Source organism: Paenibacillus glycinis, from assembly GCF_009909185.1.
In the GTDB taxonomy this organism is placed as follows: domain Bacteria; phylum Bacillota; class Bacilli; order Paenibacillales; family Paenibacillaceae; genus Paenibacillus_Z; species Paenibacillus_Z glycinis.
In genome coordinates this window covers 61,186-82,336 of the sequence record NZ_JAAAMV010000019.1, presented here as the reverse complement: position 1 = coordinate 82,336, position 21,151 = coordinate 61,186, and the positions used below count along the sequence as shown (strand labels likewise).

Annotated in this window: 22 protein-coding genes; 14 read left to right on the top strand and 8 right to left on the bottom strand. The window is 59.4% G+C overall.

Annotated features, from left to right (window positions below; all coding sequences use genetic code 11):
* The first annotated feature begins 18 nt into the window (after positions 1–18).
* Positions 19–2,046 carry a hypothetical protein gene (locus GT019_RS20355; RefSeq protein ID WP_161745033.1) on the top strand — a complete coding sequence of 676 codons (2,028 nt, stop codon included), beginning with the start codon at positions 19–21 and terminating at the stop codon, positions 2,044–2,046.
* Positions 2,030–4,009 (top strand): beta-propeller fold lactonase family protein, encoded by a 1,980-nt coding sequence (locus GT019_RS20350; protein WP_407945094.1) that lies wholly within the window; start codon positions 2,030–2,032, stop codon positions 4,007–4,009. The genes GT019_RS20355 and GT019_RS20350 overlap by 17 nt, the downstream gene beginning before the upstream one ends.
* Before the next feature lie 155 nt (positions 4,010–4,164).
* Here the strand turns inward: GT019_RS20350 and GT019_RS20345 are convergent, their stop codons facing one another.
* Positions 4,165–5,163: a YihY/virulence factor BrkB family protein gene (locus GT019_RS20345; protein WP_161745031.1), complete on the bottom strand. Its 999-nt coding sequence runs from the start codon at positions 5,161–5,163 to the stop codon at positions 4,165–4,167.
* Positions 5,164–6,085: 922 nt separating this feature from the next.
* Between GT019_RS20345 and trpS the strand changes: the two genes are divergently transcribed.
* Positions 6,086–7,072, top strand: a complete 987-nt coding sequence (gene trpS / locus GT019_RS20340; protein ID WP_161745030.1) for a tryptophan--tRNA ligase — start codon at positions 6,086–6,088, stop codon at positions 7,070–7,072.
* 45 nt (positions 7,073–7,117) lie between these two features.
* Here the strand turns inward: trpS and GT019_RS20335 are convergent, their stop codons facing one another.
* A complete protein-coding gene (locus GT019_RS20335; RefSeq protein WP_161745029.1) occupies positions 7,118–7,294 on the bottom strand; it encodes a DUF5325 family protein in 177 nt (58 codons plus the stop codon).
* A 117-nt stretch (positions 7,295–7,411) separates the two neighbouring features.
* Here GT019_RS20335 and GT019_RS20330 point away from each other — a divergent pair, with 117 nt between their 5' ends.
* On the top strand, positions 7,412–7,636 hold the full coding sequence (locus tag GT019_RS20330) for an alpha/beta-type small acid-soluble spore protein (RefSeq protein ID WP_161745028.1): 225 nt from the start codon (positions 7,412–7,414) through the stop codon (positions 7,634–7,636).
* Positions 7,637–7,759: 123 nt separating this feature from the next.
* On the opposite strand, the gene GT019_RS20325 is transcribed toward GT019_RS20330, so the two are convergent.
* Positions 7,760–8,746, bottom strand: a complete 987-nt coding sequence (locus tag GT019_RS20325) for a metal-dependent hydrolase (RefSeq protein WP_161745027.1) — start codon at positions 8,744–8,746, stop codon at positions 7,760–7,762.
* A gap of 120 nt (positions 8,747–8,866) precedes the next feature.
* On the opposite strand from GT019_RS20325, the gene GT019_RS20320 reads away from it, so the two are divergent.
* The gene (locus tag GT019_RS20320) at positions 8,867–9,169 is read left to right on the top strand and encodes a hypothetical protein (protein WP_161745026.1); all 303 of its coding nucleotides are present in this window, start codon (positions 8,867–8,869) and stop codon (positions 9,167–9,169) included.
* Here GT019_RS20320 and gerQ read toward each other — a convergent pair.
* Together gerQ and GT019_RS20310 are read right to left on the bottom strand one after the other, a co-directional pair.
* Complete coding sequence (gene gerQ, locus GT019_RS20315; protein ID WP_161745025.1) at positions 9,138–9,716, bottom strand: spore coat protein GerQ; 579 nt, start codon at positions 9,714–9,716, stop codon at positions 9,138–9,140. The two genes, GT019_RS20320 and gerQ, sit on opposite strands and share 32 nt — an antisense overlap.
* Before the next feature lie 39 nt (positions 9,717–9,755).
* A complete protein-coding gene (locus GT019_RS20310; protein WP_161745024.1) occupies positions 9,756–10,178 on the bottom strand; it encodes a cell wall hydrolase in 423 nt (140 codons plus the stop codon).
* 170 nt (positions 10,179–10,348) lie between these two features.
* On the opposite strand from GT019_RS20310, the gene cyoE reads away from it, so the two are divergent.
* From cyoE to GT019_RS20295, 3 genes are read left to right on the top strand one after another with little or no spacing between them, the layout of a single operon-like run.
* Positions 10,349–11,263 carry a heme o synthase gene (cyoE, locus tag GT019_RS20305; RefSeq protein ID WP_161745062.1) on the top strand — a complete coding sequence of 305 codons (915 nt, stop codon included), beginning with the start codon at positions 10,349–10,351 and terminating at the stop codon, positions 11,261–11,263.
* 11 nt (positions 11,264–11,274) lie between these two features.
* Positions 11,275–11,895 (top strand): SCO family protein, encoded by a 621-nt coding sequence (locus GT019_RS20300; RefSeq protein WP_161745023.1) that lies wholly within the window; start codon positions 11,275–11,277, stop codon positions 11,893–11,895.
* Between the two features lie 7 nt (positions 11,896–11,902).
* A complete protein-coding gene (locus GT019_RS20295) occupies positions 11,903–12,847 on the top strand; it encodes an AEC family transporter (protein ID WP_161745022.1) in 945 nt (314 codons plus the stop codon).
* A 24-nt stretch (positions 12,848–12,871) separates the two neighbouring features.
* Here the strand turns inward: GT019_RS20295 and GT019_RS20290 are convergent, their stop codons facing one another.
* From GT019_RS20290 to GT019_RS20280, 3 genes are all read right to left on the bottom strand, one after another.
* Positions 12,872–13,243: a toprim domain-containing protein gene (locus tag GT019_RS20290; RefSeq protein ID WP_161745021.1), complete on the bottom strand. Its 372-nt coding sequence runs from the start codon at positions 13,241–13,243 to the stop codon at positions 12,872–12,874.
* Between the two features lie 101 nt (positions 13,244–13,344).
* A complete protein-coding gene (locus GT019_RS20285) occupies positions 13,345–13,452 on the bottom strand; it encodes a sporulation protein YjcZ (RefSeq protein WP_161745020.1) in 108 nt (35 codons plus the stop codon).
* Between the two features lie 119 nt (positions 13,453–13,571).
* Entirely contained in the window at positions 13,572–14,792 is a 1,221-nt protein-coding gene (locus GT019_RS20280; protein WP_161745061.1) for an MFS transporter, read from the bottom strand.
* Between the two features lie 177 nt (positions 14,793–14,969).
* Here GT019_RS20280 and GT019_RS20275 point away from each other — a divergent pair, with 177 nt between their 5' ends.
* From GT019_RS20275 to GT019_RS20250, 6 genes are all read left to right on the top strand, one after another.
* Positions 14,970–15,413 carry a hypothetical protein gene (locus GT019_RS20275; protein ID WP_161745019.1) on the top strand — a complete coding sequence of 148 codons (444 nt, stop codon included), beginning with the start codon at positions 14,970–14,972 and terminating at the stop codon, positions 15,411–15,413.
* A 58-nt stretch (positions 15,414–15,471) separates the two neighbouring features.
* Positions 15,472–16,644: a transglutaminase domain-containing protein gene (locus tag GT019_RS20270; RefSeq protein ID WP_161745018.1), complete on the top strand. Its 1,173-nt coding sequence runs from the start codon at positions 15,472–15,474 to the stop codon at positions 16,642–16,644.
* Positions 16,645–16,670: 26 nt separating this feature from the next.
* Entirely contained in the window at positions 16,671–18,686 is a 2,016-nt protein-coding gene (locus tag GT019_RS20265) for a peptidoglycan D,D-transpeptidase FtsI family protein (RefSeq protein ID WP_161745017.1), read from the top strand.
* A gap of 481 nt (positions 18,687–19,167) precedes the next feature.
* On the top strand, positions 19,168–19,920 hold the full coding sequence (locus GT019_RS20260; RefSeq protein WP_161745016.1) for a Cof-type HAD-IIB family hydrolase: 753 nt from the start codon (positions 19,168–19,170) through the stop codon (positions 19,918–19,920).
* Positions 19,921–19,927: 7 nt separating this feature from the next.
* Entirely contained in the window at positions 19,928–20,404 is a 477-nt protein-coding gene (locus GT019_RS20255) for a DUF456 domain-containing protein (RefSeq protein WP_161745015.1), read from the top strand.
* Positions 20,405–20,424: 20 nt separating this feature from the next.
* A complete protein-coding gene (locus GT019_RS20250; protein WP_161745014.1) occupies positions 20,425–21,147 on the top strand; it encodes a ThuA domain-containing protein in 723 nt (240 codons plus the stop codon).
* Positions 21,148–21,151: the final 4 nt, after the last annotated feature.

Genomic DNA, 21,151 nt, shown 5'->3' with positions numbered 1-21,151 from the left:
GTTAGGGGACTTATACTCATGAATTCACGCAAGAAAACGACCGGAGCCGCAGCGGTTTCGGCACTGCTTGCTTGTTCCGTCGCCTTATCGGGCTGCAGCGATAACGACGTGCACGTGAAAGTATCCGATTACAGCTTTGATACGGCGGGCAATATGTTCGCTTACGCGGAGTTCGAGCTCTCCGGCGAGCCGCTGGCAGAGTCGCTCGGCGTCGATCTCGACGTCCTGGACGCCGGCAAAATCGACCAGCCGACGGCTTTCGATTACAAGGCGGGCATCGAATCGTACGAGTACTCCGAGGAGGCGATGTACGAGGTCGTCGAGAAGTCCGGTCTCGGCCTTCATCTGGCCAACGGTCCGGCGACGTCGCTCGAGGCGAAGGCAGCCGGAGTCGCGAACAACGAACTGCTCGCTTCGCGGTTCCAGCACATGGCCGACAGCGTAGGCCAGCCGGCGGAAGACATCCAACAGAACATGTTCCCGACGTTCATCGAGTACGCGTCCGGCGATCCGCAATATAGTCAGAAGGTAGATACCGGCAAATACGCGGACGGCGAAGACGGATCGTATATTCCCAATTATCAGATCGATTTCTCCTCGCTTCGCTGGAACCGCGATAAAATGAAGAAACAGCTCGTTCCGGCCGCGTATGGCGGCACGATGCTGAAGCAGTCGTTATGGGCGGGAGACTTCCTCGGCAACCTGCACGACGCAAAGAGCGACGAGGAAGTCGATGCTTCCACCGCCAAGGAAGGCCCGGAAGCCGACCAAGGCTTGAAGCTCGGCGTTAGCTCCGTGGACGGCATGCAGGGCATGATCCTGACCGACGAAGTATGGAACAAGCTGCTGTACGTGCGCGACAATCTGTTCTACAACGCGTCTTCCAAGTCCATCGGGGCCTTGTCCGGCGCTTTCGGCGGCTACCTGCCGCATACGATCGACGTGGAGGAAGACGGCAACAAAGACTTCGCGGGCGTCAAGAGCCTGAAGGTCTCCGACGGCCGCAGCCTGCTGCAGGACCAGTGGCTGATGCTTTGGCCGACGTCGGAATTCTTCGGCATGACCGACCAGCGTCCGGCGAATCCGAACCGCAATCCGGCCTTCGCGCGGGTGTTCGACGGCGATCCGTTCCCTGCGGCTCCCGCCGTGAATACGGACGCCGACGACGGCAACGACATCGCGTCCACGGATCCGTACACCGTTGCGCATGACGTGCTGCTGGCCGTGTTCGACAACGTGAAGAACCGCCATTGGAACGAGAAGGCCGGCGCGTTCGTCACGGAATCGGACGGCGATCAGCAGGGCGCGCAGGTGGATACGTTCCAAGCGGGTTATACGATCGAAGCGCTTCGCATGTTCGAGCGCGCCATCGACGGGCTGCCGGTCGGTTACGCCAACGGCGATGCCGCCGAAGGGTTGAAGACGGAGCAGGGGGCGGCCGCGAAGGACATGATCGTGAAGCAGGCGGACTTCATGTTGAATTCGCTCATCAACAAAGACGGCTTGGCCGTTACCGGCTACGACACGGCGAAGGGCGAAGCGAGCAAGGATACTTCGCTTGAAGCTCAAATCGGCGCGATCCGCGGCTTGACTTCCGCCTTCCTCGTGACCGAGGACGAGAAATACCGCGACGCCGCCCGCAAGCTGTATGTCGCCATGGACGAGAAGCTGTGGGACGACGATCTGAAGGCCTACAAAACAAGCGGCGACGAAGCGAAGTACGACGCGTTCGCGGCCGGCGGGGTATCCGCCGTGTTCCGATTGGCGCTGGAGCATTTGAAGAACACGAGCGGCGACGCGGACGCGCCGAAAGCGCTCGAGCAGAACGCGATCCAAGACCGATACGTGACGTTCTTCAAGCAAGTCGTCAACGGACCGAAACTCGACGAAGGCATGCAGGCCAGCGAATTCTGGGATACCGGCGACGTCTACAAAGAAGGCGACGATTCCGGCAATACCGACGGCGATACGGTGCCTCAGATTCAGAAGGGACATGGTGATAATGGGATTGCGCCGATACTTCTCCCCGTTGAAGTTTCCAAATAACGGGCGGCGTGCGATCAAACTGGCGGCGGGTGCGGGTGCACTCGCCGCCATGGCGTTGTTAAGCGCATGCTCCGGCTCGGGGGACAAGGCCGCCCCGGCTCCGCAATCCGGCAGCAGCATCGTCATGAGCGCCGACGGAGGCACGCTTTATATCGCGAACGGCGACACGAATACGGTTTCCGTCGTCGACGCGAAGGACCGCAAAGTCGTCAAGGAGATCGCCGTCGGCAAAGAACCGCGCGAGCTTGCGCTGTCGCCCGACGGCGAGACGCTCTACGTCACCTGCCGTTACGCGAACTCGGTGGAGTGGGTCGATATCGATAAAGGCGCCGTGCTCGGATCGGTCAAGACGGGCATCGAGCCTTACGGCATCGTGGAGAGCCCGGACGGTAAGACGCTGTACGTGACCAATTACCGCTCCGGCACCGTTTCCGTCGTCGATACGGGCAGCCGGAAGGTGCTGAAGCAGGAGAAAGCGGGCGATAATCCGCGCGCGGTCGCGATTTCGGCGGACGGGGCGAAGCTGTACGTCTCGGATTATTTGACCGCGGACACGTCGATATACGAGACGGCTTCGATGAAGCTGCTGAGCGACCGCGCGCTTGCGCCTTCTCCCGATCTGCCGGACCGGAAGAAAAGCCAGGGCAAGCCGAATACGGTGGAGCAGCTGCGCCTGACGCCGGACGGCAGCTCGTTATGGGAAGCGCATCTGCTGACCAATACCGATACGCCGGTCCAGTTCGAGGAAGTGATTTTTCCGGCGCTGTCCGTGGTGGACGCGAAGACCGGCGAGGAGGAGGCCAAGTCGCGCAAGGAATTGTTCAAAGCCATCGACGTGAAGGATAAATTCGGCAAAACGATCATCGTCTCCAATCCGACCGACATCGTGTTCTCGCCCGACGGGAAGAAGGCGTACGCGCTTATGGGCGGCAGCGAGGACTTGCTCGTATTCGATCTGGCGCGGGGCGGCAGAGCCGGCCAAATCATTCATCACCTGCCGGGGGATTTGCCGATCGGCATGGTGATGTCGAAGGACGGCAGTAAGCTGTATATCAACAATGCGAGCTCTCATGACCTCACCGTCGTCGCGCTTCCTCCCGCGGACGAAGAGGGCGGGCAGGCGCGCGTCGACGGCGAGCCGCTGAAGCTGATCGCGAAGGATCGGCTGGACGCGCAGCAGCGTCTCGGCAAGACGCTGTTCTACAGCGCGAACTCCGACGATTACGCGCTGACGGGCAGCAATTGGATGAGCTGCGCCTCCTGCCATTCCGACGGCGAGGTCGACCGGTTGTCCATCATGACCGGCAAAGGGCCGCGGAACATCCCGAGCAACGTGCTCGCGTTCGATACCGGCTTGTTCATGTGGGATGGCAGCCGCGACGAGTTCGACGATTACATTCATACGGTGCAGGGCGAGATGGGCGGCCTCGGCGAGGTCGACCCGGCCAAGCCGCTGCCCGCGGACGCGAAGAAGCTGTTCGACGCTTTGGCCGCGTACATGCGCATGCCCGATGCCTTTCCGGTGCCGCAAAGCCCATTCCGGACGGAAGACGGGCAGCTGACCGCGGACGGGCAGCGGGGCAAGGCGATATTCGAAGGCAAGGCGCAGTGCATCGCCTGCCACGCGACCGACGCAATGACTGACAGCGCCAATGCCAAAGGGGCGGACGGACGGCTGACGACGGACAACAAGGACTTCCTGCATAACGTCGGCACGGTCAACGCCGCGGACGTCGATTATGCCGGCGACGCGCGCGGCGCGTTCGCCAACAAGCGCGAGCGCGGCTTCTATGATACGCCGACCCTGCGCGGCGTCTATGCGACCGCGCCTTACCTCCACGACGGAAGCGCGCCGACGCTGGAGGACGTGATCAAACGGGCCGGCGACGAGCATGGCCATACGTCGGATTTGTCCGACAAGGAAATCAAGGATTTGGTTTCTTATTTGAAGCAGATTCAATAAAATGAAGCAACGATGGTAGACGAAGGAAAGCCGCAGCGAAGTCCGCTGCGGCTTTTTGCGTGCTCGATCCTCCGCGCTACAGGGGAATTCGTTCAGCGGCTCGATGGTGTCGGGACGCAGCGCGATGGCCGCGGTCGCCTTGAACCGCGATAAGGTTATTTCTTGTTGCGGAAGAACAGCGGGACGGGGATGGAAAACTGCTTGCAATTGTCTTTCGTTTTGCCGTTCCGGTCGAAATGCAGCACCGCGTTGATCTCGCCGCCCATCACGATGATGATGCTCGACAGATACAGCCAGGTCAGCAGGACGATAATGCCGCCGATGCTTCCGTAGGTTTTGGAGTAGCTGCCGAAGTTGTTGACGTAGAAGGAGAACGCGAGCGATGTCGCGATCCAGCCGAACGTCGCGAAGAGCGCGCCCGGCAGCACCTCGCGGAACCGCAGCCGCAGATTGGGCGCATACCGGTACAAGGCGACGAACAGGACGGCCATCACGGCGATCGGCAGCACGAATTGGGCGACGCTCCAGAGCGCGTCGAAGTTGCCGGGCAGGCGCGTTTCTTTATACAGCATGTCGCCGATGATGCGGCCGAAGATGAGCATCACGAGGCTGAACACGATCACGAGCGCGAGCACGACGGTGAACAGCAGCGAGTACGCCTTTACCTTCCAGAACGGACGCGATTCCTCGACATCGTAGGCTTTGTTCAGGGCTTTCATGATGGCGCTGACGCCGCTCGAGGCGGACCAGATCGTCACCAGGAGGCCGATCGACAGCAGGGAGCCGCTGCGGGAGCTTTGGATTTCCTCGAAGGCGTCCGCGATCGTCTCGGTCGACAGCTGCGGCATCACGGGCCGAATGCGGTCGATCACGTCGTTCACCGTCAGATCGGCGAAGCTGAGCACCGCGATGATGAAAATCAGGAAAGGGAAGAAGGACAGGATCAAATAATACGTCAATTGAGCTCCCATCGCTTGGACATCGTCGTCTTGGAACCGGCAATACAGATGTTTCGAGAACGAAATAACCCCCATCCGGCTGCGCTGCCGGGGCCGATCGACCGAAGAAGCGGGACGGGCGCCCGCACGCGGCGCGGTTCCGGCATCGCGAAGCTTGGATTTCTCCGAATCGGGCACGGACCAAGGATTAGCCATGTGAAACTCCTCCTTTCATCGTTTCAACCATCATTAACCAACCTGCCGAAGGGACAAACGGAGGTTATCCTTAATCCTATGCAGGAGGGCGGGAAGACTTGTCCTTTGTTAGAAGCGGTAGTACGAAAGGGAACTGCGATCGTGCCGCATCCAAATGCACGGTGCCTAAGGCGACGAACGCTAGGCCGCGACATTCGAAAAAGCTGGGGCGACGCACGGGACAAATACGAGCACAAGCACGCAGAAGCGCCACAAGCGCCACAGCCGTCACGAGATAATCATCCGGGTGTCCTGAGGGCGGGAAGTCCTTCGGGGTCCCCCCAAGGCGATGTAGGGGGGACCCCGAAGGGCCAAGAGGAACAAAAGTCTTGTCCCAAAGGGACAAATACGAGCACGAGCACGCAGAAACGCTACAAACGCCGCTGCACGTCACCAGACAACCATCCGGGTGTCCAGAGGGCGGGAGCCCTCGGGGTCCCCCTCAGGGGGATTTAGGGGGTACAATTGAACTTAGAGGATGAATTTGAACTTAGGAGTGCAAGTGAACTTATAAGTTACATTTATACATAGGGATGCAAGGGAACCCCCTCTTGACTTTAGCCATCCGCAAGGTATAATCGTGCTAAAGCAATGACGGGAACAAGTAAGCGCGGATAGCCGCTTCAGAGAGCCGGTGGGTGGTGCGAACCGGCGCAGGCGTCCGATTGGCCGAATGGATCCCCGAGCCGCGATGAGGAAAGAGCTCCCCGGGAGCTTCGTATGCACCGCCGAGTCGCTTCGCGTTAGGAAGCTTGGAGGTTTGCCGCGTCCGTGTACCGCAATGGTGCGTCGATAGCGAGCAAGCGAATTAGGGTGGCACCACGGTCCTCGTCCCTTGCGGCGGAGGGCTTTTTTTGCGTGGAAAAAAAGGAGGACGAAGGCAATGAAACGCGTATTATCAGGCATTCAGCCAAGCGGGCAGCTGACGCTCGGCAATTACATCGGGGCGATTCAAAATTTCGTCAAGCTGCAGGAAACGCACGAGTGCTTCTTCATGGTCGTCGACTTGCATGCCATTACCGTGCCGCAGGAGCCGGCGGCGCTGCGGGAACAGACGGAAGCGGTCGCGGCGCTCTTCATCGCCGCGGGCATCGACCCGGCCAAGGCGAGCGTGTTCGCGCAGTCCCACGTATCGGCCCATGCGGAGCTCGGCTGGTTGTTCACGACGCTCGCTTACATGGGCGAGCTGGAACGCATGACGCAGTTCAAGGATAAATCCACCGGCAAAGATTCCGTCGGCGCGGGCTTGTTCGTGTACCCGACGCTGATGGCCGCGGATATCCTGCTGTACAACGCGGATCTGGTCCCGGTCGGAGACGATCAGAAGCAGCATCTGGAGCTGACGCGCGACCTGGCGCAGCGGTTCAACCAACGCTTCGGCGACCAGTTCACGATTCCGGAGCCGTACATCCCGAAGGTCGGCGCGCGCATCATGTCCTTGGACGACGGATCCAAGAAGATGAGCAAGAGCAATCCGAATCCGGCCAGCTACATCGCGCTGCTCGATCCGCCGGACGTGATCCGCAAGAAGATCAGCCGGGCTACGACGGATTCCGGCCGAGACGTCATTTTCAACCCGGCCGAGAAGCCGGAGGTCAGCAACTTGATGAGCATTTACGCGCACTGCGCGGACATGACGCTGGAGGAGATCCAAGCGCGCTACGAGGGGCAAGGCTACGGCGCGTTCAAGAAGGAGCTGGCGGAGCACGTCGTCGCGAAGCTGGAACCGCTGCAGCGGCGGTATGCGGACATCCGCGGCTCCGGCGAGATTCACGCTATCTTGAAGCAGGGCGCGGAGCGGGTATCGGAGGTCGCGAACGCGACGCTTCGCAGCGCCAAGGAGAAGATGGGCTTCCTGCTGCCCCGCTAGGCTCGATGCCGCATAGAGAAGAAAGACGAGCGCCGCAGACGGGGGTTACCCTTGTCTGCGGCGTCTCATTTTGGCGTTGACGATGAAACCGGCGCCGATGCTGAAGATCGTCAGGACGAAAAACAGGACCGCGAGCCATCCGCTATAGCTGATGGAAATCGCTGTGGCGCACATTAAAAGCACGGAGAATATGGCGAAACAAAGCGCCATCGGCTTGGACATGGGAACCTACTCCTTCACGTAATAAATTATTTGCGCGAGTTTAGCATATTCTTCTCGCGAACGAATCATAATAAGTTTGCAACACACCATCGTAAGAGTTGAAAGGAGAAATTCCACATGGCACGTAGCAACAGCAGCAATACGTTGGTTGTACCGCAAGCAAGCGCAGCACTTGATCAATTGAAGTACGAGGCCGCGCAAGAGCTGGGCATTCAAATCCCGCAAGACGGCTACTATGGCAACTTTTCTACTCGCGATGCCGGCTCCCTCGGCGGTTACATCACGCGTAAATTGGTCCAAATCGCCGAGCAACAACTGTCCGGTTCTTCGCAATTCCGCTAATCCATAACCGGATAATAAGAAGCAACAGCAGAAGCTCAAGGGCGACCTTGAGCTTCTGCTGTTTCGTTTTCGAAAGACGCGAGCGAAAGACCTCTTCTATTGTGCAAGAAGAGGCCCCTCGAGTCAATACGTATTCATTCTGAGCCGCTTCTGCAGCCGTTCGTCGCTCAGCCAGCCCACATAGGAACCGAGCGTTTTGTACTCCTTATCCATCAGCAGCACGCCGACGAACGGATACTGCTTGCGGTGCCTGTAGCGGACGTCGGACCAGCGGATCTCATAGCCCCAGTCCCGCTCCTGCACGTCGGCGCAGGCAAAGGAAGTGAAATAAAGGAACGCGCGGATGGACGGGTCGTTCCTGGATTTCTCGATGGCCGGATGCTCCCCGCATCTGGCGCTGTCGATCCAGCGCAGCTTGCCCTGCCGGAAGTCCCCGATGAAGAAGTAGCCGTCCGGGCGCCGTTTGACGACGTTCCAGTCATGCAGCGATATCGTCGGGATCAGGATGAACCGGTCGCCTTCCTCGTAGCCCGGATCCAGCTTGACGAGCTTCTTCTGCAGCGTCTTGTGGATGACGGTTCGCCAAATGTAGTACACGATCAATCCGGCGTAGAGCAGCGGGAAAACGATGGCCGGATCGCCTATTCGCAGCGCCCACAGCACGATCGCGATGAGATGCGAGATAAAGATGACGGGGTCGAAAATATGGATGATGTTCCACGAGATCCATTTTTGCGTGAACGGCCTGGCCGCCTGCGTCCCGTACGTATTGAACAAATCCGAGAACACGTGAACGCATACCGCGAGCAGTACCCAGCCTCCGATATGAACCCACGGAAGCCGAAACTTGAATATCGCTTCCACCAGCAGGGAAATGGCGATCGTCCACAGCGCGACGGCGGGAATGGAGTGCGAGGCGCCGCGATGATTGCGGATGTAGGCGGCGTTGCTCTTGAGCCGCAGCAAGCCGTCGAGATCCGGCGCTTCCGATCCGATGACCGTGCCGATCAGGACGGCCGCGTAAAGCGTCTGGTCCGAAGCGACGACGGGATCGACCGCGGCGAGCCCCGCAAGCCCGATTCCCATGACCAAATGCGTTCCGCTATCCATGAGTTTTGAACCTCCTCGATTGTGCGTGCTGAGATGGCATGCTGTTTTTGTGTATACTTCATATATGTACGCTTAAGTATTTTCCGAATCGTGGGCGATTATAACGGGAGGCTGAATTTCATGTTTATTTGTTTCGTCGAGTATCATATCGAGCCGTCGGCGGAGGAGCGGTACCGCGGCTGGATCGCGCCGCGCCGGACGGAAGCGGGTTTCAAGCTGTACGAGGGGACGGACCAGCCCTTGCTGTTCGTCGAGGTATGGGAGGCGATGGACGAGGAAGAGGCGCTGAACATCAAAAAAGAACGCTGCGGGGAGCGTTCTTCTTGGCGTGAAATGGCGGATTGGGTACCCGGAGGCAGCGCCAAAATCCATGCGTGGACGTTCAAGCCGGTTATGGACGGCCGAGCGGTACCGAACTCGTAGTCGCGGTCGTGCCCGCCGTGCCGGACGGAAGCGACGTGTTGTTCGTGATCGTGACGCCGTTGAACGTATAGGCGTAGTTGATCGGGCCGTCGAACGTGACGTAGTCGAGGTTCAAGGTCAGCAGCAGGTAGCGCATGCCCGTGGACGGGTCGCTGATGATGATGTGGTCGCGGCCGGCAGCTTCGATGATGCCGCGGAACACTTTCGCGTTCCATTCGCGATTGTTTTCGTACGTCATGTAGAACGTCGCCATCTTGCCGCGGTTCATCCGCAGGATGTTCTCGACGTAGGACTCCTCCGACGCCGGGATCGCGACGACGTTGCCGCCGGACGGCGTGACGAACGAGCCGTTCGGCACGGTCGGCGGCTGCGTGGAGGCGCCCGCTACCAGCGGCGATTGCATTTGCTGCATTTGCATCGGCATTTGGACCGGCATTTGCATTGGCATGGACATGGACGTCGGCTGCTGCCATCCGCCGCCGTAACCGGGGAAGCCCCCCGTGCTTGCTGGACTGACCGCCGTGTTGTACCCGTAACCGTTAGACATAAGATGTAATTCCTCGCTTTCGTGAATGTGTGGCTTTATTCAATAAACAGCTGGACAATCGGAAGATTTGGGCGCGTAGAAACAGTGGGATTTATATTTATCGACCAGCCCTTGGTCCCACCAGGTCGCCGGACAGCTGTTCGCCGGACGGAAGTACCAGAGGGCGTTCGTGGCCGGCCAGCGCCGTTCGCCGTTAATGACCCGTTTGGCGAGCCCGATCTCGTTGTCGCGGGCAGCCTGGTAGAAGTAGCCCTTCTGGGTCGCTTCGAACCCTCCGGGGCTCTGGAAGACCATCTGCTGAATCGAGCGGATATTTCTGAAATCCAAGCAGTTGCCCAGCACGCGGTTGACGCCGACGTTGCCGACCATCAGCATGCCGAGGTTTCCCTCGCCCTCGGCTTCGGCGCGCAGAAGCCGGGCCAGCAGCTTCACTTCTTCCGAATTGGATTTAACGACTGCCATTGCTGAACTTTCCACTTCCTTTCGCTCAGTTGGGCCATCAACCACATTGACAGTGTATTGAGGGCTGGGCAAAATGGTTCCAACCGGTGTCAAATTCATGAACAGGAACCGCGAACATTGTCAAGAGCTTGTTTTTTCGGTATGATTAAGAACGATTTTAAAACACAAAAATTGAGCGCAAACGACGCTCAGAGGGATCGGAAGCGGGGAGGCTGACTGTGCTTAAAGATTACGTGGCCCTGACAAAACCGAGCATCATACGATTAAACGCGATCGCTGCGTTCGGCGGATTTTGGGTCGCTTCGAAATGGGATAACATCGATTGGTTGCTGCTGCTCTACATGCTTATCGGATCGGCTTTGACGATGGCATCGGCATGCGTCATAAATAACTATTGGGACCGCGACTTGGATATGAAGATGGAACGGACCAAGAATCGCGCGCTTCCGCAAAAACGACTCCATCCGACAGGCGTGCTCGTTTATGGCATCGTCCTTGGCATCATCGGGGTGGCCGTGCTGTTTCTGCTTGTGAATCCTCTCACAGGTTGGCTGGGGCTGCTCGGATTTTTCGTTTACGTCGTCATCTACACCTTGTGGCTGAAGCGCACGTCGACATGGAGCACGTCCATTGGCGGCATTTCCGGCGCGATGCCTCCGGTTATCGGCTACTGCGCGGTAACGAACGAGGTCGACGCCGGGGCATGGATCTTGTTCGCGCTCTTGTTCCTGTGGCAGCCGGCGCATTTCTGGTCGCTCGCGATTCGCCGCGTCGAAGAATACCGTGCGGCGGGCTTTCCGTTACTCCCGGTCGTGAAAGGCATTCCGCGGACGAAATGGCAGATGCTGCCCTATATCGTGCTGCTGATTCCGACCGGCATCCTGATGTTCGCTTACGAGTACGTCGGGTACACGTTCCTGATTATTTCGCTGATCGGCGGCGTTCTGTGGCTGGTTCATACGATCATGGGCCTGCGCGCCGCGGACACCACCAAGTGGGCAAGAACGAATTTTCTGATTTCCATTAACTATCTGATGGTCGTGTTCCTCATCATGATCGCGGATACGAACGGCGCGATCGGTTAGGGGGAGCTTTCATGCACGTCATGCGGAAGTACGGATTTGCGATTGCGGTGCTGTTGCTATGCGCCGCGATGGGACTTTATTTATACCTCTCGTCCACGAAAGGCACGAAAGTCAACCTGGATCAGAGCCTGAAGGCGCCGAGCTTCGCGCTGACGGATTTGGACGGCAAGCAGGTCACCTTGGACGATACGAACGGCAAAGTGCGGGTCGTTTATTTCTTCTACGCCAACTGCCCGGACATCTGCCCGCCGACGACCTACCTGATGACGCAGGTGCAGAACAAGCTTAAAGAGAAGGGCACGTTCGGCAAGGACGTCGAGTTCATGTGGGTGACGTTCGATCCGAAGCGGGATACGACGGAAGCGCTGAAGTCGTACGCGAGCAAATTCGATATCGACGCCGGCGGCTGGAAGTTCCTTCGGGAAGACAGCGCTGAAGATACGGAGAAGCTCATGAAGGATTTCGGGCTGGGACTGTTGAAAGACGAGAAGACGAACCTGTTCACGCATACGGACACGATAACCTTCGTCGACCGCGAAGGGGTTGTGCGCAAGTACATGACGGGCTCCATCGACGAGTCGCAAAACGCGGACAAGATCGTGGATGTCATCGACGCCCTCGTGAAAGCGTAACGCGCCGATGACGATTTTTCTCTCCATACTATGGAACAACGTAATCCCGTTGTCAGTCATGATTGCTTTAGGCATCACGCTGCATCGGGTTTTTTCTTTGGACATCAAGACGTTGTCGAAGCTGAATTTTTATTTGTTCTCGCCGGCCGTCATTTTTAATTTATTGTATACGACCGATATCTCGGGCAACGTGCTGCTGAAAGTCCTGCTCTTCTTCTTCTTGTTCATGTTACTGTTGTACGCCGCCGTCGAAACGGCGATCCGGCTTCGCGGAACGCCGCCTTCGCTGCGGGGAGCGATGCGCAACAGCGTGCTATTTTATAACAGCGCGAATTACGGCATTCCGCTCAATCAATTGGCGTTCGCCGCCAACCCGTACACGTTGTCGGTCCAGGTGCTCATCATGATGATGCAGGCGCTCATCCCGAATACATACGGGATCTACAACGTCAATTCCCATCGGCTGCAAGCGCGGGATATCGTCCGGACCATCCTTGGACTGCCGGTCATCTACGCGATTCCGCTCGGGTTGCTGCTGCATGCCCTGCATGTACGGATCCCGGAGCCGATCACCACGCCGATCGGTTATTTGGCGAATGCGTTCATCGGCACGGCGCTGATCACGCTCGGCGTGCAGCTCGGCAGCATGAAGCTGACGTTCAGGCATCCGAAGATGAAGGACGTGCTGCTGTCCGTCGGGCTTCGGCTCGTCGCCGCGCCGCTGCTCGCGTTGGCCGTCGTCTGGCTGCTGCGAACGAACAGCTTCACGTACGTGGACGGCCTGATGGCCAAAGCGCTCATCGTGTCTTCTGCCGTGCCGACATCGCTCTCCAGCGTGCTGCTGGCGGTGGAATACGACAACGAACCGGAATTCGCGTCGCAGGTCGTGCTGTTCTCGACGGCGCTGAGCATCCTGACGGTGACGGCCGTGATTTATTTCCTTCATATTTGAGGACGGCGAGTTTCGGCCGAAGGATCACATTCCGTCCTCTTTGCTCCATATGGCGGCGCCCTGCGGCGGGTACGTAATGTACGCCTCGAGGCCCGCCTTTTCCAATTGCTCGATCAAATACTCCTCCGGCGTCTTCTCCACGCCCGGATAGCCGCGCCGCGTATGGATGTGCTCGGCGTCGGGGAAGGCGTCGCGGAGCATGCCGCGGATGCGCCGCCCGGAAGCGTCGTTGTCGGTAAAGATATACACCTGCTTGTCCCCCGCCTGCCTGCGGAGCTTCTCGATCTGCAGCGTGCCGGGCGTTCCGTACGTGCAGAGGATGGGGACCTCCTCGCCGAGCACGCGCCGAAGGCGGCTGCGGTCGTTTTTGCCTTCCACGATCAGGACGATATCCATGGCTGTTCACCTCTACCGCCATCTTACCGCATCCGCGCGCGAAACGAAAAGACGGCCTGCCGGATTCCGGCGAGCCGTCTTTCTCGTTTTTCCGATCTCGATTAGCACCAGCCGCTAAATACGATCACGAGCAGGATGAAGAGCACGAGGATAATGCCGATATGACCGAAGCCATGATGGCCGTGGATTGGTTCTACACATTGAGACATTGTGAAGTCACCCCTCTTTCGCCTAATAAGGACTAGGGCGTAAGGCGCTTTGCATTTAAGCATCACTGCCGCTTGCCACACAGTACTATATGCCCCGGAGTGACAGAAGCCCTGTGCCATCACCCAGAATGGGAAAAATGGGCGCCCGCGTCCCGCGCGTTCCGGTGCTTCGTCGGATCGGAGAAGAAGGGCAATACCGAGACCGCCAGCATCAAGCCGAGGAACGCGATATAGTAGGGCGAGACGAAATCGCGAAGCTGACCCGCCAGCATCGGACCCATGAAAGCGCCGATGGAGAAGGCGATGGACAGGATGGAAAACATGCGGCCGTACCGCTCGCCGCCGCTGCGTTCGATCAGCAGCGAGGACAGCGCGGGGAAGATCACGCCTTTCGCCATGCCGAGGAAGAACAGCAGCACGAAGAACGGCAGCGGCGCGCCGGCCGCGATCGCGAAGTACGTAAGCGCCAGCATGAAGGCGCCCCAAAGCGAGCGCAGGAATGGCGACAGCTTGTTCAGGAAGAGCATGCTGAGCGTGAACAGGGCGCCTAGGCTGACGATGGAGAACAGCAGGCCCGTCGTCATCATGCCTTCCTTGGTCGTCGACATGAGCGGCAGCTCGAACGACAGGATCCCTTGCGCGCTGCTCATGGCGATCGGCAGCAGGAAGATCAGCCACGGGATGGCTGGGGGCCGCTCTTTCGGCGTTTGCTCGCCGCGCATGCCGATCGCCTCCGCGTTCGCTTGCACCTGCTGAACATGCGGGAGACCCTTCGCCGGCTGCTCGCTTTGCGGGGGCACGTCGCGGATGAACAACAAGGCGCAGGCAGCCGTGACGATCAGCACCCAGCCCAACACGTTGAAGGCGGTCGTGAAGCCGATCTGCGCGACCAGGTAGGCGCCGGCGGCCGGGGAGATGACGGACGCGAGCGTATGGACGAGCCCGTTGCCGGCCATCAGCTTCCGCTGCTTCATGCGGTCCGTCGCGATGCGCGCGAGCAGCGACATGCAGGCGGGCGAGAGAAAGGCGAGCACGAAGCCGCTTATCGAACGGAGCACCAGCAGCTGCCACGGATTCGTGACATGGGATTGCATGAGCAGGATGCCGCCGGCGGCTCCCAGGCTGAAGACGATGAATAACCGGCTGCCGAACCGGTCGACCCCGACGCCGGCGATGAGATTGCCGGGCAGGTGGGTGATGGAATACAGCCCCATCATCAGTCCGATGAACGACGGCGCGGCTCCGAGCGATACCGCGAACGGGGTCAGGATCGGATATTGGGCATGCAGGTCGAAGAACGCGACGAACAGGAACAAATAGAGCCAAATGGCGGTTCTCAGGACGAATCACTCCTTTTGCGCGCATGAAACGGATTGTTACTACTTGTACGCGGACGGAGGCTTGGATATGTCAAAGCTTGGATAGGTCGCGCCCGGCCTGGTTTACGCTCCCAGGGGGATGGGTTATAATGTGAGGTAGAATGACTTATCGGCGGTATAAGGAGACGTGCGCGCGCAATGAGCTTTGATTTTAACTACGATACGGATACATGGGTACAATTCTTTAAAGATAATTGGCTGTTTCTCGTCATCGCGCTGGTCGTATTATTCATCGTCGTCCGCATCGTGAAGACGGTCGTCAAATGGCTGATCGTCGTCGCGATTCTCGCGGGCGTCGTTATCTACAGCGGCTACTCGCTGGAGGACGTCAAGTCCATCGGCACCAAAGTCGCGGACAGCGTGAAGCAGGAAGCGATCTCGGCCATGGCGGGCGAAGCGCAGGACGCGACGTTCACGAACAACGGCGACGGCACGTTCACGGTCAAGACGAAGAATCTGGAGCTGAACGGCACGCCGGGCGACGGGGAAGTGAAGGTTTCGTTCCGGGGCGCTTCGCTCGGCACGTGGAAGATCGACGCCACGATCCAGGCCTTAATCGATCAGGCGAAGCAGAACGTCTGATTGGACGGCGCTTGACCGAACGGAAGCACGCGATTAATAGGCGAAAGGAGGCGTCATCATGCATACATGGGTTCAAACCCTGCTGAAACCGGAACCGGTTGCGCTCATGGTGGTGCTCATCCTGCTTGTCTCTTTGTTTTCGGGCATGAGAAGAGGTGCGTCGGGTTCGGCGAAGCACCTTTTCTTTTTTATTTGGCAGGCGATCGCGGTGATCGCGTCGCTGCTCTTGGCGGGCAGGGGCAGCGTGTATTTGTCGCCGCTCGTGCGGGACTGGCTGGTGGAACGCGGCATCGCCGTGCCCAAGGAAGAGCTGAGCGCGCTGAAGCAGCTCTGGTACACGGTCGTGACGAGCCTGCGCGACTTCGAGCTGCTGCGGTTCGGCGTGCTGTTCCTGCTGCTTTATTCGCTGCTGAGGCTCGCGCTTCATGCGCTGGAGCCGCTGCTGTTCGGCTTGGCCGATGCGCTCCTGCCGAATCGAAGCACGGACGTCCGCCGGGGCGGAGGCGGATCGCAGCTGCTCTCCGGCACGGCCAGCCGCACGACGGGCGCCATGATCGGCGCTTTGCTCGGCAGCGGCCGCGCCTTTATCGTGATGGCCTGCCTGTTCGTCTACGTATCCGTGCTGCCGAACGCGTTCGGCACGGACATGATCCGCGCTTCGGCGCTGTATAATAAGACGGCGTCGGAGCTGTTGGATCCCGTGGCGGGCGACGTGCTCAAACGCGGGCCGGTGATCAGCGACGCCGTGGAAGCCGAGTTCCGCCGCGTCCTGGAACGCAAGTACGAAGTGATCGACGCGGCGATTCCGCCGGACATCGAAGCGGCGGCCGCCGCGGTGACCAAGAATTCGACGACCGACGAGCAGAAAGCCCGCGCGCTCTACGATTGGGTCGGCACGCGCATCGCCTACGACTGGGATAAGGCGAACGATTATGTCGATCGCGGCGTCTGGAAGGAACAGTCGCCGACCGACACCTTCGCTTCCCGGAAGGGGGTCTGCATCGACGTGGCCAGATTGTACGCGGTCATGGCGCGTTCCGTCGGACTTGACGTGCGCGTCGTAACGGGCGTCGGCCTGACCGGAGACGGCGGCTCGGGCCCACACGCTTGGAACGAAGTGAAGCTGGCGGACGGCGGCGGCGCGTGGATCCCGCTTGACGCGACCTGGGCTTCCTCGGGCGACTGGTTTAACCCGCAAGGCTTCGCGAATACGCATATTCGCGAAGCTTAGGGAATCATGGAGAGGAGCTATTGCGCGTGGAGGACGATCCGCAGAAGCGGGAGATCCGGAGACGGCGGAATTTCACGTTCCGGTTGAACTTATTCTTTTTTGCCACCTTCTTCTTATTCAGCGTGCTGATCGTTCGGTTGGCGATCCTGCAGTTTGTCGACGGTCCTTCGCTGCGCGAGGAAGAGGAGCGTCGGGGTTCCACGAGCGTGCTGATTCCGCCGATCCGCGGCAACATTTACGATTCCGGCGGCAAGGCGATCGCGTATTCGACTTCGACGCAGTCATTGTATTACAGCATCCAGCCAGGCGCGAAGAAGGAGAACTCGATCGCGACGGCCGGCAAGCTGCTCGAGGTGTTTCAGCGGCACGGGGACCCCAAGATGGCCGTAACGCTGGAGCAGATCATCAAGAACATGGATTTGGACTACAAGAAGAACACGGTTTCCGTGCCGAGACGGATCAAGAGCGGGCTGACGCCGGGCGAGATCGCGTTTTTCCTGGAAAACCGCGATTTGTACACGGGGATCGACATCGTCGAAGAGAGCATCCGCCACTACGATACGGGCGATACGGCCGTTCAGCTCGTCGGGTATCTGAAGAAGTTCGGCGGCGGCGCCGAGAACGGCCTCTACAAAGACAAAGCCAAAACGGCCGATCCGCGGCTGAAATATTTGCAGCAGGAAGACGTCGGATACGACGGATTAGAATTCATGTACCAGGACGTGCTGCGCGGCAAGAACGGATTGAAGGTGTACCCCGTCAACGCGGCGGGCCGCATCGTCGGACCGCCGACCGTGACGAAGCCGGACAAGGGCGACAATATTTATTTGACCATTAACCGGCAGGTGCAGGAAACGACCGAGAAGGCGATCATGGACCAGCTGAAGTATTTGCAGACGACCCCGACGGACAAACGCGCGCCGAACGCCAAGACCGGCTACGCCGTGGCCATGGAGGTCAAGACGGGCAAGGTGATCGCCATGGCCAGCATGCCGGACTACAATCCGAACATCTGGGAAGGCGGCAGCATCTCCACGGACGATTACAACGCGATCAAATACGTGCTGCAGAACGGGACCATCAGTCCGGTCATCGGTCCGTACGACGATCCGAAGGAGCAGCGGAAGCATCCGTCGTCGATCGTGTTCCTCGGCTCTACCCAGAAGCCGTTGTCCGTGCTGATCGGCCTGAACGAGAAGCTGTTCACGACGAACAGCACCTATACGGACACGGGGTCGTTCTATTACGGGAAGGAAGGCGCCACGCGCCGCAGGATCGGCAATGCTAAGGGGCATGCCTACGGGACGCTCGACCCGTCGTCGGCGATCTCCCATTCCTCCAATCCGTTCATGGCCAAGATGGTCGGCGATGCCCTGTACCGCAAGGACGCCAAGACCGGCGTCGACGTCTGGGATCGCTACGTCAAGCAATTCGGGCTCGGCGTCGCCACGGGGAGCGGCCTCCTGAACGAGAGCAAGGGCGTTATCGGCTACTTCGACGAGGAGAAGGATGCAAGCGCGCAATCCGCGCTTATTCTGGCTTCGTTCGGCCAGATGGGGCGGTACACGACGCTGCAGCTTGCCCAGTACGCGGCGACGCTCGCGAGCCACGGCAAACGGATGAAGCCGCAATTCGTGAAGGAAGTCCGCGATACGGACGGGACGGTCGTGCAGAAATTTCGGCCCGAAGTGCTCGGCACGATCAAATTCCCGGATGCGTATTGGAAAGAAATCGAGACCGGCATGCTCAAGGTAAGCGTGAAGGAGTTCAATAACGCGCCGTACAAGGTGCTCCGCAAAACCGGAACGTCCCAGCAGCAGGTCAGCGGCAAAACCGTAGAGAATTCGGTATTCATCGCATCTGCTCCGGCCGAGGATCCCGTCATCTCCGTCGCGGTCGTCATACCGGAAGGCGGCTTCGGCGCCGACGGCGCCGCGCCGGTCGCGCGCAAAATACTCGATGCGTACGACCAATACATCGGCTTGAACGGCGTGCCGAAGAAATCGCCGCCGACGGGGAATGCCGTCGAAAAAACGCAATAGCACGCCGCCGTGGCACCGTAACGCAAGGCTCGATCGCGGCAATCAAGCATCCCGGTGACGGAAATAGCCGTCCCGGGTGCTTTTTTGTGTTAAGCGGTCGAAAACGGGCGAGCGCGTGTCCGATTGTTGCACAAAGGAAAAATTTTTGCATAAGTTAAACTAGAACGCGAACCGAGGAGGGGATCCCCATGCGGAGAAGATCGCGGAAGCATTCGTCCATTCGCCGCTTCCTGTATGCCGTGCTGTTTCTGGCCGGAACGGTTTTGGTCGCATAACGGCTAATGACGCATGAATGCTTCATTCTCCACACGCTGCATGATCATGATCGGATCGCGCGCCGCCAAGCGCCGATCCATTGGGATAGGAAACGGGCCGCGCTTCGCGGCCTTTTTGTCGTTCCGCGGGTTTGGATTCTCCTTATTCTGTGCTAAAATTGCTCTTAGTGAGCTGCCGCAGGCGCAGCTTGGGCAAGGAGGCCAACATGGGATCAATTAAATTCGTCGCACTGGACATGGACGGAACGCTGCTCAACGACCGGCAGGAAGTCAGCAAAGAGAACGCAAAATGGATTCGGAAGGCAACGGAGGCGGGCATCGTCGTCAGCTTCGCGACGGGGCGCGGTTATCAGAGCGCGCTGCCGTACGCGGAACAGCTGGGCTTGGAGACGCCGATGATCACCGTTAACGGCGGGGAGATCTGGTCGCGGCCGCAGGTGCTGCACGAGCGGACGCTGATGTCCGTCGCGATGATGAAGCGGCTGCACGAGCTCGCGCTTCGGCACGAGGAATGCTGGTACTGGGCGTACTCGACGATGGGCGTGTACAACAAAGAAAACTGGCGCGAGATCGGCGGGGATTTCGAATCCCAGCATTGGCTGAAGTTCGGGTATTTCACGGAGGACGCGCCGATGCTCAGCGCGATTCTGGCGGAAACCTCTTCCTGGGGCGGCCTGGAAATCACGAACTCCTCGCCGACCAACCTGGAGATGAATCCGGCGGGCGTAACGAAGGCCGCCGCGATCCGGGAGGTATGCAAGCTGCTCGGCATCGACATGTCCCAAGTGGCGGCCATGGGCGACAGCTTGAACGACATCGCGATGATCCGCGAGGCCGGCCTTGGCGTCGCGATGGGCAACGCGCAGGACGAGGTGAAGGCCGCCGCGGACGTCGTCAACGTCACGAACGAAGAGGACGCGGTCGCGCGGCTGCTTCAAGACTACGTGCTGAAAGGGTGAGCCCGGCATGGAAATCGCAGGCTGGATCCTAGTCGTTCTGTTATTCGTCGTCGGCATGGCCGGCGCGATCTTCCCGATTCTGCCGGGGGCGCTGGCGATCTACGCGGCATTCTTCGCCTACGGGTTCTTCGTCTCGTTCTCGCCCTTCGGCTTCTGGTTCTGGACGATCCAGACGATTATCGTCGTCGTGCTGTTCATTGCCGATTACGCGGTCAGCGCGTGGGGCGTAAAGAAATACGGCGGCTCCCGCGCGTCCGTCGTCGGCAGCACCGTCGGCATTTTGATCGGGCCGTTCGTCATCCCCGCCTTCGGGCTGATTCTGGGACCGCTGCTCGGCGCCGTGATCGGCGAGCTGTTCACCGGCGCGAGCTTGGACAAGGCGCTCAAAGCGGGGCTCGGCGCCGTCGTCGGCCTGTTCACCAGCACGGTCGTCAAATTCATCCTGCAAGGCGCGATGATCCTGATTTTCTTTCTATGGCTCTAACTCGGGGAGGAAGCTGACAAGTGATCAAAGTAACCGTTTGGAACGAGTTTTTGCACGAGAAAATGCACGACGAAGTGAAAGACGTCTACCCGGACGGCATCCACGAGGCGCTGAAGGCGGGCATCGGCTCGGACGGCTTCCGGGTCGCGACGGCAACGCTGGAACAGCCCGATCATGGACTGACGGACGAAGTGCTCGCGAATACCGACGTGCTCGTCTGGTGGGGCCATATGGGCCATGACAAAGTGGAGGATGCCATCGTGGAGCGCGTGCACGCGCGCGTCATGGCGGGCATGGGGCTGGTCGTGCTGCACTCCGGCCACTTCTCCAAAATTTTCAAAAAGCTGATGGGCACGGGCTGCGACCTGAAATGGCGCGAGGCGAACGAGAAGGAACGCATCTGGACGGTCAATCCGGCGCATCCGATCGCGGCGGGCATCCCGGAGCAGTTCGTGCTGGAGCACGAGGAGATGTACGGCGAGCACTTCGACATTCCCGCGCCGGACGAGCTGGTGTTCGTCAGCTGGTTCGAAGGCGGGGAAGTGTTCCGCTCGGGCTGCACGTGGTTCCGCGGCCAGGGCAAAGTGTTCTATTTCCGTCCGGGCCACGAGACGTTCCCGACGTACTATAATCCGACCGTGCTGCAGGTCATCCGCAACGGCATCCGCTGGGCGCAACCGTCCGGAGCGGCCAAGCCGGTTCGCGGCAACCATCAGCCATTGGAAGAAATCAAATCGAAATAAGCTT

Excerpts from the sequence above, each read along its gene's own strand:
- GT019_RS20355 (WP_161745033.1), top strand. The coding sequence starts at position 19 with ATGAATTCACGCAAGAAAACGACCGGAGCCGCAGCGGTTTCGGCACTG.
- GT019_RS20345 (WP_161745031.1), bottom strand. The coding sequence starts at position 5,163 with ATGGCTAATCCTTGGTCCGTGCCCGATTCGGAGAAATCCAAGCTTCGC.
- trpS (WP_161745030.1), top strand. The coding sequence starts at position 6,086 with ATGAAACGCGTATTATCAGGCATTCAGCCAAGCGGGCAGCTGACGCTC.
- GT019_RS20335 (WP_161745029.1), bottom strand. The coding sequence starts at position 7,294 with ATGTCCAAGCCGATGGCGCTTTGTTTCGCCATATTCTCCGTGCTTTTA.
- GT019_RS20330 (WP_161745028.1), top strand. The coding sequence starts at position 7,412 with ATGGCACGTAGCAACAGCAGCAATACGTTGGTTGTACCGCAAGCAAGC.
- GT019_RS20325 (WP_161745027.1), bottom strand. The coding sequence starts at position 8,746 with ATGGATAGCGGAACGCATTTGGTCATGGGAATCGGGCTTGCGGGGCTC.
- GT019_RS20320 (WP_161745026.1), top strand. The coding sequence starts at position 8,867 with ATGTTTATTTGTTTCGTCGAGTATCATATCGAGCCGTCGGCGGAGGAG.
- gerQ (WP_161745025.1), bottom strand. The coding sequence starts at position 9,716 with ATGTCTAACGGTTACGGGTACAACACGGCGGTCAGTCCAGCAAGCACG.
- GT019_RS20310 (WP_161745024.1), bottom strand. The coding sequence starts at position 10,178 with ATGGCAGTCGTTAAATCCAATTCGGAAGAAGTGAAGCTGCTGGCCCGG.
- GT019_RS20300 (WP_161745023.1), top strand. The coding sequence starts at position 11,275 with ATGCACGTCATGCGGAAGTACGGATTTGCGATTGCGGTGCTGTTGCTA.
- GT019_RS20295 (WP_161745022.1), top strand. The coding sequence starts at position 11,903 with ATGACGATTTTTCTCTCCATACTATGGAACAACGTAATCCCGTTGTCA.
- GT019_RS20290 (WP_161745021.1), bottom strand. The coding sequence starts at position 13,243 with ATGGATATCGTCCTGATCGTGGAAGGCAAAAACGACCGCAGCCGCCTT.
- GT019_RS20285 (WP_161745020.1), bottom strand. The coding sequence starts at position 13,452 with ATGTCTCAATGTGTAGAACCAATCCACGGCCATCATGGCTTCGGTCAT.
- GT019_RS20275 (WP_161745019.1), top strand. The coding sequence starts at position 14,970 with ATGAGCTTTGATTTTAACTACGATACGGATACATGGGTACAATTCTTT.
- GT019_RS20270 (WP_161745018.1), top strand. The coding sequence starts at position 15,472 with ATGCATACATGGGTTCAAACCCTGCTGAAACCGGAACCGGTTGCGCTC.
- GT019_RS20260 (WP_161745016.1), top strand. The coding sequence starts at position 19,168 with ATGGGATCAATTAAATTCGTCGCACTGGACATGGACGGAACGCTGCTC.
- GT019_RS20255 (WP_161745015.1), top strand. The coding sequence starts at position 19,928 with ATGGAAATCGCAGGCTGGATCCTAGTCGTTCTGTTATTCGTCGTCGGC.